The 16,245-nt window shown below is 32.9% G+C and carries 15 protein-coding genes and 1 pseudogene; 4 read left to right on the top strand and 12 right to left on the bottom strand.

Going from position 1 to position 16,245, the window contains the following annotated elements; translation table 11 throughout:
- Nucleotides 1–111: 111 nt before the first annotated feature.
- The 8 genes and pseudogenes from trpA to ABLV95_RS04680 form a co-directional block, all read right to left on the bottom strand.
- On the bottom strand, nucleotides 112–849 hold the full coding sequence (gene trpA / locus ABLV95_RS04715; RefSeq protein ID WP_427704485.1) for a tryptophan synthase subunit alpha: 738 nt from the start codon (nucleotides 847–849) through the stop codon (nucleotides 112–114).
- Entirely contained in the window at nucleotides 842–2,056 is a 1,215-nt protein-coding gene (gene trpB / locus ABLV95_RS04710) for a tryptophan synthase subunit beta (protein WP_427704486.1), read from the bottom strand. Before trpB ends, trpA begins: the two co-directional genes overlap by 8 nt.
- Nucleotides 2,053–2,688: a phosphoribosylanthranilate isomerase gene (locus ABLV95_RS04705; RefSeq protein WP_427704488.1), complete on the bottom strand. Its 636-nt coding sequence runs from the start codon at nucleotides 2,686–2,688 to the stop codon at nucleotides 2,053–2,055. The genes trpB and ABLV95_RS04705 overlap by 4 nt, the downstream gene beginning before the upstream one ends.
- Nucleotides 2,685–3,468 (bottom strand): annotated as a pseudogene (trpC, locus tag ABLV95_RS04700) (indole-3-glycerol phosphate synthase TrpC). Before trpC ends, ABLV95_RS04705 begins: the two are co-directional and overlap by 4 nt.
- Complete coding sequence (trpD, locus tag ABLV95_RS04695) at nucleotides 3,452–4,468, bottom strand: anthranilate phosphoribosyltransferase (protein ID WP_460876513.1); 1,017 nt, start codon at nucleotides 4,466–4,468, stop codon at nucleotides 3,452–3,454. Before trpD ends, trpC begins: the two are co-directional and overlap by 17 nt.
- Nucleotides 4,437–5,033 carry an anthranilate synthase component II gene (locus ABLV95_RS04690; RefSeq protein ID WP_427704492.1) on the bottom strand — a complete coding sequence of 199 codons (597 nt, stop codon included), beginning with the start codon at nucleotides 5,031–5,033 and terminating at the stop codon, nucleotides 4,437–4,439. Before ABLV95_RS04690 ends, trpD begins: the two co-directional genes overlap by 32 nt.
- Nucleotides 5,030–6,436, bottom strand: a complete 1,407-nt coding sequence (locus ABLV95_RS04685; RefSeq protein WP_427704493.1) for an anthranilate synthase component I — start codon at nucleotides 6,434–6,436, stop codon at nucleotides 5,030–5,032. Before ABLV95_RS04685 ends, ABLV95_RS04690 begins: the two co-directional genes overlap by 4 nt.
- 530 nt (nucleotides 6,437–6,966) lie before the next feature.
- Nucleotides 6,967–7,176: a hypothetical protein gene (locus ABLV95_RS04680; protein WP_427704495.1), complete on the bottom strand. Its 210-nt coding sequence runs from the start codon at nucleotides 7,174–7,176 to the stop codon at nucleotides 6,967–6,969.
- 239 nt (nucleotides 7,177–7,415) lie between these two features.
- Here ABLV95_RS04680 and ABLV95_RS04675 point away from each other — a divergent pair, with 239 nt between their 5' ends.
- Nucleotides 7,416–7,511, top strand: coding sequence for a type I toxin-antitoxin system Fst family toxin (locus ABLV95_RS04675; protein ID WP_002512389.1), 96 nt, complete (start codon nucleotides 7,416–7,418; stop codon nucleotides 7,509–7,511).
- A gap of 724 nt (nucleotides 7,512–8,235) precedes the next feature.
- Nucleotides 8,236–9,423: an MFS transporter gene (locus ABLV95_RS04670; protein WP_460876511.1), complete on the top strand. Its 1,188-nt coding sequence runs from the start codon at nucleotides 8,236–8,238 to the stop codon at nucleotides 9,421–9,423.
- An 81-nt stretch (nucleotides 9,424–9,504) separates the two neighbouring features.
- Here ABLV95_RS04670 and ABLV95_RS04665 read toward each other — a convergent pair whose 3' ends face one another.
- Complete coding sequence (locus ABLV95_RS04665; protein ID WP_460876508.1) at nucleotides 9,505–10,542, bottom strand: M42 family metallopeptidase; 1,038 nt, start codon at nucleotides 10,540–10,542, stop codon at nucleotides 9,505–9,507.
- A gap of 129 nt (nucleotides 10,543–10,671) precedes the next feature.
- A complete protein-coding gene (locus tag ABLV95_RS04660) occupies nucleotides 10,672–11,610 on the bottom strand; it encodes a D-2-hydroxyacid dehydrogenase (protein ID WP_427707805.1) in 939 nt (312 codons plus the stop codon).
- 231 nt (nucleotides 11,611–11,841) lie between these two features.
- Here ABLV95_RS04660 and ABLV95_RS04655 point away from each other — a divergent pair, with 231 nt between their 5' ends.
- Nucleotides 11,842–12,933, top strand: a complete 1,092-nt coding sequence (locus ABLV95_RS04655) for a prephenate dehydrogenase (RefSeq protein WP_460876505.1) — start codon at nucleotides 11,842–11,844, stop codon at nucleotides 12,931–12,933.
- A 234-nt stretch (nucleotides 12,934–13,167) separates the two neighbouring features.
- Here ABLV95_RS04655 and ABLV95_RS04650 read toward each other — a convergent pair whose 3' ends face one another.
- A complete protein-coding gene (locus ABLV95_RS04650) occupies nucleotides 13,168–14,430 on the bottom strand; it encodes a Y-family DNA polymerase (RefSeq protein ID WP_427704501.1) in 1,263 nt (420 codons plus the stop codon).
- 150 nt (nucleotides 14,431–14,580) lie between these two features.
- On the opposite strand from ABLV95_RS04650, the gene ABLV95_RS04645 reads away from it, so the two are divergent.
- Nucleotides 14,581–14,766, top strand: a complete 186-nt coding sequence (locus ABLV95_RS04645) for a 2-hydroxymuconate tautomerase (RefSeq protein WP_002507674.1) — start codon at nucleotides 14,581–14,583, stop codon at nucleotides 14,764–14,766.
- Between the two features lie 379 nt (nucleotides 14,767–15,145).
- Here ABLV95_RS04645 and ABLV95_RS04640 read toward each other — a convergent pair whose 3' ends face one another.
- A complete protein-coding gene (locus ABLV95_RS04640) occupies nucleotides 15,146–16,126 on the bottom strand; it encodes an LCP family protein (RefSeq protein WP_277579774.1) in 981 nt (326 codons plus the stop codon).
- Nucleotides 16,127–16,245: the final 119 nt, after the last annotated feature.

Genomic DNA, 16,245 nt, shown 5'->3' with positions numbered 1-16,245 from the left:
AATAAGAGAATAGCTATATTTAATTCATTGAAATTGCATGCTATGCACCTCAAAAATATATTCTCTCTTAATAGCGTACCCATAATTCTAACCTCTTACACACACAATGCTTTATTCACTTTTTCTATCGAGTGCATTTCTAATTGAATTAAAATAACTCACTGTGTCTGCTTTTGGATCTTTCTCTAATCGTTTAACAATTTCACTACCTATAACGACACCATCTGAAGCTTCTATGATATCTGACACATGTTCTGGTGTACGAATACCAAAACCTGCAACGACAGGCACATTAGAAATTGATTTTATATGCTTAATTCTATCTTTAAGTTCAGGATGGAACTTACCATTTTCCCCTGTTGTCGCATTCATTGTTACTGTATAAATAAATCCTTCCGCATCTTGAGCGATTTGATTACTACGTTCTTCAGACGTCGTCATAGCGATGAGTGAAATAATATTCACTTTTCTGTCAGGATGGCGTTCTTTTAATTGTTGCACTAGTTCATGTGGCAAATCAGGAATGATTAAACCGTAGACACCTGCTTTTTCACAAGCTTTAAAAAATGCATCTTCTCCGTAAAAATTAATAATATTATAATAAGTCATTAATACATATTTACTTGATATTGAATCACGATGTTCAGTTAGTTGATCTAAAATATACTGAATATTGACGCCCTCTTTTATGGCTTTGCTACCAGCGTCCATAATGACTGGTCCATCAGCCACTGGGTCTGAAAATGGTACACCTACTTCAACAATATCAGCACCTGCATCACTGACGGTCTTAAGATTTTCAATAAAAGATTTATTACCCATAATATATGGAATGAATAGTTTACGCATTAGAATCACCGTCTTCTTTCATATAATTTCTAATTGTTTCCATATCTTTATCGCCACGTCCTGAAACTGTAACAACAAGAATTTCATCTTTGCCCATCGTTGGTGCTAACGTTTCTACATAGCTTAATGCGTGTGCACTTTCAATAGCTGGAATAATACCTTCAGCTTTTGTAAATCTAACTAAAGCATCCATCGCTTGTTTATCACTTGCAGTGGCGAACTTCACTCTACCTATATCGTGATAATACGAATGTTCTGGTCCAACACCAGGATAATCTAAACCTGCAGATATAGAATGTGCTTGTTGAATTTGACCATTTTCATCTTGAATAAGATACATTTTAGTACCGTGCAATACGCCTTCTTTACCTTTGTTAATAGCTAGTGCATGTCTATCCGTATCATAACCTTCACCTGCAGCTTCTACGCCATATAATTTCACGTCATCTTGAACGAATGGGTAGAATGTACCAATGGCATTAGACCCACCACCAACACAAGCTACAACTGCATCTGGTAAACGCCCTTCTTTTTCTTGAATTTGCGCTTTAATTTCTGTACCGATGATTTTTTGTAAATCTCTTACAATAGTTGGAAATGGATCTGGTCCTAAAGCTGAACCTAATAAATAATGCGTATCATCTACATGACTTACCCAGTATTGTAATGCTTTATTAACCGCGTCTGATAACGTTCCTTGGCCTTCAGTTACAGATTCAACTTTCGCACCTAACAATTCCATTCTAAATACGTTTAAAGATTGTCTTTTAATGTCTTCTTCACCCATAAATACTACGAGTTCCATATCAAATAATGCGGCAACCGTCGCACTCGCAACACCATGTTGACCCGCGCCTGTTTCAGCAACAAGTTTATTTTTACCCATTCTTTTGGCTAATAGTGCTTGGCCTAATGCATTGTTTATTTTATGCGCACCAGTGTGATTTAAATCTTCACGTTTTAAATAAATTTTGGCGCCACCAAGGGCTTCTGTATATGAATCAGCATATGTCAATGGTGTTTCACGACCAACATAGTCTTTAAGGTAACCATCTAATTCTTCTTGAAATTTAGGGTCTGCTTTGGCTTCTTGATAAGCTTGTTTCAATTCTTGAATTGCTGGCATTAACGTTTCTGGTACGTATTGACCACCATAAGCACCGAAGAAACCAAATTCATCTGCTTCTGTTTGTATGTTTTTATTCATAATTCATTTGCTCCTTTTACGAGTTTAATAATTGCTGCCATTTTTTCCGTATCTTTTTCATTATTTGTTTCTATACCACTAGCGATATCATAGCCTTGATGTGCTAAATCTAAAGATGCTACAGCTCGTATATTGTCGTAGTTCATACCGCCTGCGATTAAATAGTTAACATCGTTGATTGTTTTTAACATTTCCCAATCATATACTTTACCTGTACCACCATAAGACTTCGATGGTGTATCAATAATAAACATATCTACATTATCTTTATAATAATCAATAGCTGTCGTTAATGTTTGTTGGTCTGTTGCGGGTAAGGCTTTGATAACTTTAATGTTCGGATTACTTTTCTTAATAAAATGTACAGTTTCTAACGGTTCATTTCCATGGAGTTGAATTGTTGAAATCTGCGTTTGCGTTATCAAATTGGTAATCGTGTCATAACCTGGATTAACAACGATGACTACTTTTTCTTTATCATCAGGTATAACTTCAGTCAATTGTTTAATGGTTGGAATATCTACATATCTTTTACTCTTTGGAAAATGAATAAACCCCATCGCATCAATATTTAAGTCTTTTGCTTTGTTTACATCGGCTAATGTGCGAAAGCCACAAAACTTTAACTTCATCGTTGCACCTTGTCTAATTTTAGACCTGGTAAGAATTGACTTAAGTCATCACATTTCATTAATGATTCACCAATTAATAAACCATCTATACCCGAATCAACGATATTTTGAACATCTTGCTCATCTTTGATACCACTTTCTGAAATATAGTAATAATCCGGTTTTTTATCTTCTAAAATCTCATTTGTATGCAAGACATTTGTAATGAAACGCTTCAAGTCTCTATTATTCACACCAATAATTTTTGGGTCTAGTTTATAGGCACGTGCTAATTCTTCTTTATCATGAACTTCTACGAGCACTTCTAAATTTTGCGATGTAGCGTATTTATATAATTCTCTTAATTCTGGATCGGTCAAAACGTTAACGATAAGTAATATTATCGAAGCGCCTGCTTTTTTAGCAACATCAATTTGAATCGGATCTACTACAAAATCTTTACACAATACTGGTAATGATGTTTCTGTTGTTAATGCTTGTAAACGTTCGTAGCTACCACCAAAATAGTGCTCATCCGTTAATATAGAAACTGCATTCGCACCATGAGCTTCGTAATCTTTCACTTGTTGCGCTAAGTCTCTTGCTTGGTAATCCATCAAGCGTTGGACTTTTAGATTTAATTTCAGCAATCACTCCAAGTTGATTTGAATCATCTAAATGTGATTGGAATGTTTTTTTATGTGAAATATCCACTGCTTCTAGTGTTGATAATTTATCTTCATAATAGCCCTGCTCTAGTAAACCTCTTTTATATGTTACAATCTCATCCAATATAGTCATACGTTTTGCCTCCCATTTTATTATATTGCGTTAAAGCTTTGCCACTTTCTATTAATGCTTGTCTTGCTTTCACACCAGCTTCTATTGTTTCAGCTTTTTCTGCTACATAGAGTGCGATGCACGCGTTCAAGATAACAACATCTCTCTTAGCACTACGATCTGTTCCATTTAATATATGTTTCGTGATTTCTAAGTTGTCTTGTGGTGTACCTCCAACAAGTGCTTCGTTTGGCGCATAATCTAAGCCTACATCTGTTGCATTCAGCGTATAGTGTTTAATTTCTTCATTTGCTGTTACTTCATAAATAATATTGTCGCCAGATAATGTAGCTTCATCCATACCATTTGCACCGTATACAACGATTGCTTTTTTACGTCCTAAATCTGCTAAGGTTTGTGCAATTTTTTCTAATTTTGATGTTTCGTAAACACCCATGACTTGATAATCCAATTTAAAAGGGTTAATGATTGGACCAGTAATATTAAATATTGTTGGATTGCTGATACCTTTTCTGATAGGTTGAATATTTTTCATTATCGGATATGTTTCAGTAGCATTTAAAAAGACCAATCCATTATCGTCTAATTGTTTTGGTGTATCTTCAACAGTGCTTGATTTGATAGCCATTGCATTTAACAAATCCGTGCTTCCAGATGATGAAGTGACACTCTTATTACCATGCTTAATTACGGGTACACTTGCACTAGCGATAACAAAAGATACGGTTGTAGAGATATTAAAACTATTTGATTTATCTCCACCCGTGCCACAAACACACATAGCATTAGGATAGTACGGTTGTTCACGATACATAGAATGAATTAAACTATTTGATATATAAGTTAACTCCTCTTGCGTAGTTTCTTTTTCAGAAAACGTTTCGAGTAACTCAATTTTTACGCTGTCTTCTAAATTTTTAGAAATAAGTAATTCTATAAATTCATTCATTTGTGCTTGATTAAGTGGTTTATATTGTTTTAACTGTGTTTGTAGCTCCATCTTCTGTTACCTCCTTCATTATGTTTAAAAAGTTATTAATGATTTGTTTACCATGTGCCGTAGCAAATGACTCGGGATGATATTGAATCCCATAATGTAACAATTGTGTGTGTTCAAATGACTGTATGCAATCTTCTGTTTGTGCCGTTATTGTTAATGTTTCAGGTAATGTTTGAGGATTACTCATCAATGAATGGTATCGCATAATTTCTGAATATTCTGGAATATCAGTGTATAACAAAGTTTCTTTTGTGATACGCATTTGGTCTTTTTTACCATGTTTTATATAATCACATTGGATGACATCGCCGCCATGATAACAAGTCAATGCTTGCGACCCTAAGCAAACGCCTAAAATCGGTTTATTTTTATAATGATCAATGATTTGCATCAAATCATCTGTATCTAATGGATGACCTGGACCAGGTGAAATAATAACACCGTCAATATCCATATTATATATAGATGGGTCATCCGGATATTTAACTATCACTGCTTCTTTCTGTGCAATCATATCTACTAAGTTATAAGTAAATGAATCATAATTATCAACTATAAGTATCATGGTGACACCTCCAATAAGCTTTTAGCTTTTAATTTTGTCTCTTCAAGTTCTTTTTCTGGAATTGAATCATACACAACACCACAACCTGCTTCTACGTTAATGTGCGTGTCATCAATCATCATTGTACGAATCGCTAATGCGAAATCTAAGTCGTGGTTACAATTGATATAACCAATACCGCCACTGTATACGCCACGTTTTTGTGGTTGCACTTCATAGATACGTTGAATCGCTCTTAGCTTAGGTGCGCCTGATACAGTACCTGTAGGTAATAAACTCGCAATCACTGTCATTGGTGAATAATTGTCTTTAAGCTTTCCAGTAACTTCACTGACAATATGCATCACATGTTCGTAACGTTCAATTGTCATTAATTTACCAATTACCGAAGTCCCTGTTTCACTTACACGATGGATATCATTTCTACCCAAATCAACAAGCATACTGTGTTCGCTTAATTCTTTTTCATCGTTTTTTAAACTGGCTTCGTTTACTTGGTCTTCTTCTTCAGTAGCGCCTCTTTTTATCGTTCCGGCAATTGGATTAGTCACTACGGTTTGCCCTTTTACTTTTACAAAACTTTCCGGTGAACTCCCTACGACAATCGGCTGATCCATATTCAAGTAATACATATATGGACTTGGATTTTGACGTTTTAAATTTTGGTAAAGTTGATAAGACATAGCTTGTAATTGTTGACCAAAGTGATGTTCGTAACTATAAACGATAGATGGTACAACTTGAAACATATCACCTTGTTGAATGAGTGACTTCATTTTACTAATTGTATTAATAAATTGTTCTGGTGCAATATTTGATTTAATCTCTTTTTCTGTAGCTGTATGTTCAAGCTCAGATGGATAAATCGTAATTTGTTTTAATTCTTCTACACGTTTAGCTACGCGCGCTTTTAATTGTTCATCATTTTCTTTTGAAAACAAGTTCGTTGCAATAACGTATAAATGCTCTTTGTAATGATCAAATATATATGCATCTTCAACCATATGAAACTTAGCATCATGTTGCGGATGATCTTCAAGATTGATTTGTTTTAGTACTGGGAATTCATGTCTTACTAAATCAAAACTACATGATCCTACAAAACCAGAAATAAAAGGTAATAACGCTAATGCTTCGTCTTCAATTTCTGCTTTATATTGATCAATTAAATCTTTCATTTTTTTATAAGGTTGCTCATGTTCTACTCTGTTTTCTTCTGGTGTACATACTGTCATTGTTTCATTATCCAACGTGATTGAACCGTAAGTATCGAAAATCACTATAGAATAACGCCCTTTTAGTTTCGATTGTTCTGAACTCTCTAATACGATTTTATTTTCTTTCAATCTTGCTAACGCTTCTGGTGTTACCTCTGCATTTAATCTTTGATATTGCACTTTCATTTTATTTTCCTCCTCATAAAAAAAATCAGCATCCTTAAACATTGTTAAGGACGCTGACGCGCGGTACCACCTAAATTAGTAGATATACTTGCTTTAATCTACTCTCTCATTGATTTATTCATTTGTTATCCAACAAAACCCAATTTCAGTATATGTAGGTGTTAGTTTCCATCAACCACTAACTTTCTGCTTGCTACCTTTACATCACTTACTTCATTTTGCTTTCTTATTTTTTGGTATATAAAAAACACCACACTAACGCATATCTGTAAGGACGCGTTACCGTGGTGCCACCTTAGTTAACAAATTATTTGTTCACTTTAAATATTATAATTTTTAATTACATCTAAAAGCCCAATTCACATTATATGCAGTGCTAATTTCCATCACCCATTAGCTTTCTTCTTACTACATGTCATATATGCTACGTCATCTTTCAAATGGCAACCTAAGTTGCGAAAAGTAATTACCTAGTATGCTACAAGGATATTTTCAATTTGTCAACATTTGAATTTATATTAATTACTATTTTACTTTAAACGATGATTATTGTTGAAATCATTTTGGTTATACTTGTTGAAGTTGGTTTTGAATACATAGCCGCCAATGACTAGCATTAAAACAGGGACGATAATAATGACATATATCGTCAGACTACCAAAAAAGTTAGTGAAAAATGCTAAAGCAAAAATGATGAATAATATTAAAAACAAAAGGTTTAAGCCTAGTGTTTTTTTCATTAGATATCCCCCTTACTTAGAAAATAAAGATAATATTCACGCTTATTTTTATCATAACTTATCATCTTTGTACATGTAATCTGCTAAATTTCCATTACTATTTTGTGATATTTTATATGAAAATCAATGGTTTATTATCTATGAATCCGATGCTTAATCAACAAAAATAGAATAGAATATAATTATAGTGTCGTCTATCTCTCAGGCGTCAATATGACGTAGAGAGCAGGTGCATATTAATGATCGAGGCTCTTGTTCATACCACTGTCACAGTAATTAGTGGTTGCATCGTTACCTTATTTGCGTATTGGTTACGTAATCGTAATGACAAGTAAAAGGCGACATTAACCACACCAAAAAACCCCCTCGCTATTAGTGGTAGCGAGGGGGTTTTTTGGTTCATTCAATGCACGAAACTCTTGTTAAATATATTATAACATCGTATATAGTAAAATTGCAAAATTAAATTGAAGTTGCTAAACAAGCGAAATTATTTATTTTAGTAGTTATGCACATATCATCTAATTTTCAATGCATTATAATATATTGACATAAATTTTACGTTTTAAATATAATATAATTATAGTGTTCGATACATCACTTTATAATTTCGAAGTATTAGATACATATACAAAAACTAGAAAGTAATAGTTACGAAGTCACTAACGAAGCACCTAAATCTTTGTCCTTAGAATAAGTATAGAAGACAGAGAAGTCATAAATTATTAAATGTACTAAGAAAGAATATCAAGGACGCTTTGAAGAAGCCTAGCTTTCTAATATTAAATCTAAATTCTCTTTTAATCTTAATAATGATGATATTTACAGGTAGACGTACGATAGCGTTATAGTTTTACACCATAATTAGGTTTCATTGTTCAATAAAACATTGATATTTGATTAATATTTAGTACGTCCTAGTGGTATAAGAAAAGCTTATGTAATAAAAAAGTCGTCAATATAATGAAAAATAACGATTAATAATGCTGAATTATTATAAAAAATGTTTAGTAATAAAAAGAAAAATGCTACATACATAAAGGAGTTGTATAATTTCTAATGAGCTCATTTTATATAATCTCACTTTTACGGGGAATTATTATAGGATTTTATGCTCCTATTTGGATACTATTCCTATTTAACTGTGGTTATAATTTGTTTTTTATTGGGATTATAGGAACAATTTTTGAAATCATGAAATTTCTTTTTGAAATACCTTCAGGTGCAATTGCAGATAAATTTGGTGTGAGATTCAATTTAATTATTTCATGCACTTGTCTTTCATTAACTTGGTTATTTTTTCCGTTTTCGTCAAATATATTAATTCTAATAATTATACTATTGACTTGGACTCTATCTGAAACTATGTTTTCTGGAACTTTCGAATCATGGCTCAGCTATTCTGTGGGAGAAATTAACTTTTCTAAATATATGTTTAATAGCACAAAAATTTTTATCTTGTCTATAATAGTGATATCTCCATTATCAGGCTTTTTCTATAAAATTAATAATTACTTACCTTTTATCTTAGGCGGAACTATCTCTATAATATTGGTACTTTATTTAATTATCTGTATTAAAAATGACAAACTTCCTACTAAAAAGCATAAACAACAGCAATACCCTATACTATCAATTATAAAAGATGCAACAATCGTTATGATTAACAATAGAAGAGCCTTTAATATCATTATAGCCAGTTTTTTCTTTGCCTTTGTGATAGATACAATTGATAGATATTGGCAACCGTATTTTCAATATATAGGGATAAATGAAATGCTTTTTGGTTTAATAACTACTTTTGGTGGAATAATTTTATTATTAGTTTTACAGTTATTTTCAAAATTTGATTCTCATTTTAATAAATCACCTGAAACTTACAATGCTTTAATCATATTTGTAACTATGATATTTATAGCATTACTCATATTAGGAAGAAAGTTAGTTTCTATAATAAGTATTTCATTAGTTACTATCGTTGATGATCTTATGAATACCTTAATCAGCAATATCTTGAATCAAGAAATGGCAAACAAAACAACAAGTATGGCTACGATATTTTCATTGAATGGTGCCTCTGGTGCAATTGGAGAAATTTTATCAGGTATTATATTTGGTTATATAATAGCCAAAACAGGATATAATATTACTTTTATCATTTGTGTTTTAGTTCTCCTCATACCATTCACTCTATATTTGATAAATCTAGTTGCAAACATTAAACGAAGACCTAATATAAACCCATAGTCTATTTTTAGCGTAATTGAATGCACCATCTCTTATTTATAGCATTACAAAATTAAATAGATAATCTAGGTTTCAATATATTTATGATTGAATCGGTGCTAAACAATAAGCATGTAACAATGCTTGTGTCGCTTTTAATGAATCAATATGCGTACGTTCTAATGCATGTGATGATTCGATACCCGCACCGAATAAGCCATGTTTTATATCTGCGCCTGCTTTTAATGTTGCTGAAGCATCAGAACTATAATATGGATAAATATCAACTTTGTATGAGATTTTATTTGTTTTACATAAATTGACAAGTTGTTCACGTAATGCCTTATGATATGGACCTGAGGCGTCTTTAGCACAGATAGAAACTGTATACTCATCTGAAGCTTGACCATCCCCTAAAGCACCCATATCGAATGCAATAAACTCAACAATATTTGATGAAATTGAAGCATTGGCACCATAGCCTATTTCTTCATTATTAGAAATGTAAAATTGGATCGTATGCGGTAATTTGAGATTTTCTTTTTTAACTGTTTTTAAAAACTCTATAATCATGGCAACACTTGCTTTGTCATCTAAATGACGTGATTTTATAAAACCCGAAGATGTGATTTGTGTTCTAGGATCAAAACTTATAAAATCTCCTACCTCGATACCTAATTGTTCTGTATCTGCTTTTGTATTCACCTTTTCATCTAATCTTACTTCCATATGGTCTATGTTTCTAGGCTCATTATCATTATTACGATATACATGTACGCTTGTTTCATGTAGACATATTGTGCCTGTGTAAGTTTGTCCTGCAGATGTTTCAATTTCGCAATATTCCCCTTCTATTGCGTTATAACTAAAGCCACCAATTAAATCTAATGCTAAACGGCCATCTTCTTTAATTTCTTTTACCATTGCACCTAATGTATCCACATGGGCTGTAATACATTTATGGTCTTGATCATTCTCACCTTCTACAGTAATAATCAACGCACCTTTGTTAGTAATATGAGTCGTATAACCTAACTTTCCAACTTCATCTTTAACGTATTTAACTGCCATTTCTGCATGCCCTGAAGGACTATTAATATTCGTTAATGCTTGAATTGTCGTAAAAATGGATTCTGTCATACTATCCCCTCCTTATATGTATATCTTTAGTTTAACTGTTATTTTCTAAAATTGGTAAGATTCCGAATAGAAATTCCTATTTGATAACAGTGATGCTAAACGCAAAAACCCTTATATTTTTATTACAGTTTAATAACCTCTACTGAAGTCTACTTGATTTGATAATGTTTTATCTCTCTCTAAATACTCTAATGTATTACAGAAGCATGAAATAGCATCATCTAAATCTGTTAAAGCTGAAATATGTGGTGTTATCGTAACATCTTCCCTGTGCCATAACTCTGATGATTTTGGTAATGGTTCTGACTCAAAGACATCTAATACTGCATGTCTCACTTTTCCAGTATCTAGTGCCTTTATAAGTTGATTTGTATCAACACCCTGTCCTCTACCAACATTTATAAAATAAGTATTATTTAAATAACTAAAGATTTGTTCATTAAATAGTTTTTCAGTTTGTTGTGTTAACGGTAAGGTACTAATAATATAATCCGATTGTTCAATCAATGGTTTGGATGTTTCTAACGTATTTACTTGTTTAAAGTACCTTTTGTTTTCGCCACTACTTGAAACACCGTATACAGTTGTGCCAAATGACGATAAAACTTTTGCTATTACTTTTCCAGTTTCACCAGTGCCGAATATCGTTATCGTTTGATCTTTCAAGGCGGCGGGTGTTTCGCATGACCAGAGCTTATCTTTTTGTTGTGATTGAAATAATTTATGATGTTGCAAGTCTTTTAATATATAACTCAAACAATATTCACTCATTTTTTCTCCAAAGTCACTCACAGTTCGAGTTAATACCGTATTTGATTTCTTCCAACCATCTATTGCTAAAAAATTATTTACGCCCGCATTAAATGCATGGACCCAATTTACCTTAGAAGGATGAAATGCTTTACTAGGAGCAAAACCTACATAAGCATCCGCCCATTCCATATCACCTTCTGAAATCATATCAATCGATTGAAAACGCAAATGATACTTTTCTAAATACAACAAATATTGCTGAAAAGCAGATTCATATTGACCAGCAATCAAAATATTTTGTATATTCAATTTCACCACTCCTGTATAATTTAAATGATTTTTATTTCGGTTTTATTCTTTCATATATAAATCTTTATTGAATTATCTCATACCATTTCATCATACAAAGTATATCTCAATTCATAAAATTATAACTTGCTTAGTAAGTTAAATCTTCATTTTCAGAGTTTAGGCATATTGCGAAATAACATTTGTCTGCTTTACAATGTTACTATTCTGAAAATTTTGATAGAGGTGATTCGCACAATGAAACAAATACTTTTCGTTGGCTTAGGTCTTATTGGCGGAAGTCTAGCGAGTAATTTAAGATATTATCATGATGATATAGAAATCACAGCTTATGATGCAGATACCTCTCAATTAGATAAGGCTTTATCTATAGGTATTATTGATTTTCAATCGACAGATTATAAATCGAGCGTTGAAAGTGCAGATATCATCATTTACGCAACACCGGTACAACAAACGATAAAATACTTACAAGAGTTACCAAACTATCATATGAAAAAGAATGTGATTATTACAGATACTGGCAGTACAAAGTCAACCATCCAACAATATGAACAACTTCTTTTATCTCACGATATCCATCTGGTTGGTGGTCACCCTATGGTTGGTAGTCATAAGTCAGGTGTATTAAATGCTAAAAAACATTTATTTGAAAATGCATTTTATATACTCGTTCATGATGAATCAGCTAATGACGCGGCTTTTGAAGAAATTCAAAGTTTGCTCAAAACTACAGATGCGAAGTTTATTTCTATAACTCCAAAAGAACATGATTTCGTGACGGGTGTTGTAAGTCATGTCCCCCACATCATTGCTTCGAGCTTGGTACACTTAAACGCCAAACATGCTGATGAATCTACGCTTATAAAAACACTTGCAGTCGGTGGCTTTAGAGATATCACAAGAATTGCGAGTGGTAGCCCTGTTATGTGGCGAGACATTACGATTGAAAATAAAAACACAATCTTAACTATTTTAAATGACTGGAAAACTCAAATGGAAGACGTTATTGCTCTCATTGAGCGTGATAGCTCTGATGACTTATATGATTTTTATAACGATGCTAAAATATATCGTGATGAACTACCCGTTAAATCACAAGGCGCGCTATCTATTGAGTATGATCTATATGTGGATATTCCGGATAAACCGGGTATGATAAGCAAAGTTACAAATATCTTGAGTTTACATAATATTTCTATAAGCAACCTAAGAATTTTAGAAGTACGCGAAGATATTTATGGTGCATTACGTATTAGTTTTAAAAACCCAGAAGATCGCAAGAAAGGTGCTGAAGCACTAAGCGATTTCGATACTTATATAGCCTAATTTTATTAACAAGCCAAACACTAATAAAGACGTTTGGCTTGTTTTTATATTTAACATTATTAATTCCTAACTCATGTTAAATAATGACAGTGATTTGAGCCGACTCTTGCGTAAAAGCACGAGCCGAAGATTACAGGCTGTGACTGAGAAAAGCGTGTACAAATCAATCGTCTACGTCGACTAATTTTATCAACAGTTTTAAACACTTCATTATCTAATATGCTAAGCACTTTTTTACATCTTATGACCTGCCATGAGTCCTAAGCGGCCGTGTTTTGTACCCGCATCAGTATAAGATGCGGCTTTAGATACGATGCCTCGACCAAATTTTTGATGTAAGGCATCAATGGTTTTTGCTAATTTTTCATTTCTTTTTCTTTCATATTCATCTATAAACAAGTTTAACTGTCTGTCTTTTTCATCTATAAATTTCGTTAATGAAACACTTACAGTTCTAAATAACATAGTATGATCACATAATTTATCTGCGAAATGTTCAACGATTTTATAAATTTGCTCTTCCAAATTCGTCGGATCCTGTAAGGTGTATTGTTTATTAATGCTACCTTCATCACTATAACCAAATGAAAAATGAATCGTTTTTGCTAATTGGTTTCTTGCCCTAACACGACTAGCAACATCTTCAATCAACTCACGCATGACAACCTTAGCTTCTTCATAATGATAATCGCGCATCAGTATTTGACTCTTACAAATCGATGGATTCATTACTTCATATTTATCTCTTACTCTACTTTGATCTATGCCATTCGCATGTAAATGCAAATCTACCCCCACTATACCTAAATCTCTCTTTAAATATTGATACGGATAATTGGCTAAATCACCTATAGTAAAAATACCTCGTTTATTCAATTTTGCTTCTGTTTTCCTACTAATTCCCCAAAATTCACTTAACGGCTGAATAGGCCAAAGTTTATTCGGCACATCTTGGTAACGCCACTCTGCAATTAAACTAGAAGAATGTTTCGCTTCTACGTCCATTGCAATTTTACTTAAAAGCATATTTGAGCCAACACCAATAGAACAGTTAATTCCTGTTTCTTCTTCAATCTCACATTGCAGCTTTTCACAAAATGAATGAATCGTAGTGCTAAAACGGTGATAGCTATCCGTAACATCCATAAAAAACTCATCGATACTATATTGATGTAGATCTTCCGGCGCTACATAACGTAAAGCAATTTTTGATATTGCTACAGACACTTCCAAATATTTTCTCATACTCGGATTAATAATATATATGTCGCTTCTATGTGGTATTTCGAATAGTCTCGACCCGGTTTTAATACCTAGCGCTTTTAAAGGCCCTGTGGCAGCTAAAACAACTGATCCTTGTCTCTTCGTATCGGCAACAACGGCTAATTTCTCCTTCAATGGGTCTAATCCTTTTTGAATACAAGACACACTTGCAAAAAAGCTCTTTTGGTCTATACACAATACATCTCTTTCTTCCACCAGATTATAATCATACATATCAAATACCTCCCTCAATTAATTCTATTATATACGAACATGTGTTCTCATTCAATACTTATAAGAACAAACGTTCTATTTTGATTGTTTTTAGAATTTTGAGAATTTTCATGATATAATAAGCTCAAATTGTTATAGGAGGAAATACATATGCCAATCGTTAATGTGAAATTATTAGAAGGTCGTTCAGATGATCAACTTAAAGATTTAGTCTCTGAGGTAACACAAGCTGTAGAAAAAACTACAGGTGCTAATAAAGAAGCAATACAAGTTGTTATTGAAGAAATGAAAGCATCACACTATGGTGTTGCCGGCGTTAGAAAATCCGACCAATAATACCATGCTATATTTATACGTATAGAGAACGTAAACAGACCAAACGTTAATACATAGCGTTTGGTCTGTTTTGTGGTTAACACCAACTTTTTAGTAATGTTCGTTTTCTATGCGCTTTGTTACAACCAAGGCAGTAACTTGTGCTGACTCCTGCGGGAAAAGCATGCACAAGAAACTATCAATAAAGATTTTACTCATAAAACAAAAGGTAGACAATCATAAAAATGATTGTCTACCTTTTTTGAGATTGGCAGTGGCTAACTGTATTAAAAATGCGTTTATATCAAGCTCTTGTATTCCATTTATAGTCAGCTTTGCCGAGCCAGGTTCATGCGACGAAATCTTGTTAAAAAATAGATTTCTGTCCCACTCTTTCATATTATTCGTTTAAAAACTTCTGAACTTCTTCTTTATTTTTCGCTTTATCGATTTCTAACGCACTACCATCACCAAACGTTTGAATATCTTGGTAACTTCCTTCGACAGGTAACGTTAGAGAATCAACATTTTTATCGCCTCGAATACCAAAGTTTAAGCCTGCTTGCATAATTGCAGAGTCTGGCATGTTCGTATTCAAGTAACCTCTTAAAATACCAGCGACACGTGGCAATTTAGGAAGTGTATCGATACTTGCAAGTTCACCTTTAAGTGCTTGCATCACTTGTTGTTGTCTACGGACACGACCAAAGTCACCTTCAGCATCATGTCTAAATCTAGCATAACCTAAAAGCTCTTTACCATTTAATCGATGGTGACCTTCTTTCAGTGATACACCTATATTTTTCGACATATCTTTTTCAACATCTATAGGTACACCGTTAGGTTCTAGTTCATCAATCATTTTTTCAAAACCAGTAAAGTCTAAAATAGCGTAATACTCAGGATCTACACCTAAGTTTTTCTTCAGCGTTTTTCTCATTAATTCTGGACCGCCTATAGAATATGCAGAGTTAATTTTATGCTGTCCATTTCCAGGAATATCAGCATAGATATCACGCATGACAGACATCATTTTCAGCTTTTTATGCACAAAATCATATTGAGCAATCATAATAGAGTCTGTTCTAGAAATACCACCTTGCTCCTTATCTGCACCTAACACCATGACTGTAATCTTACCGTCATTTTTTTGAGCACCATTAAATTTATGCTCTTTCAGTGTCTTACCATGGTCTTTAGCATAATCAATACCTGAATTATAACCATGAATCGCATAACCAATCACTATCGCCAATAGGATAATGATAATTAAAATAATGAAAGGAAGCTTTCTAATCCGCTTCTTTTTCACCCTTCGTAAAGGGGCCTGTGTTGTTTCTTCGTTCTCATCTGATGTACTTCTTTTTTTGTCCTTATTCATTAGTATCAACCTTATATCTTCAAAATTGCACTTCTATGTACTATAATTAACATATATTAAAGTTATATAAAAAGAGTATAAAAATCAAGTAATATCTTAATATATGGTACTAAGGTCTA

This window comes from Staphylococcus sp. Mo2-1 (genome assembly GCF_046721385.1).
GTDB lineage: Bacteria > Bacillota > Bacilli > Staphylococcales > Staphylococcaceae > Staphylococcus > Staphylococcus equorum_A.
This window is presented reverse-complemented; position numbering and strand designations above follow the sequence as displayed.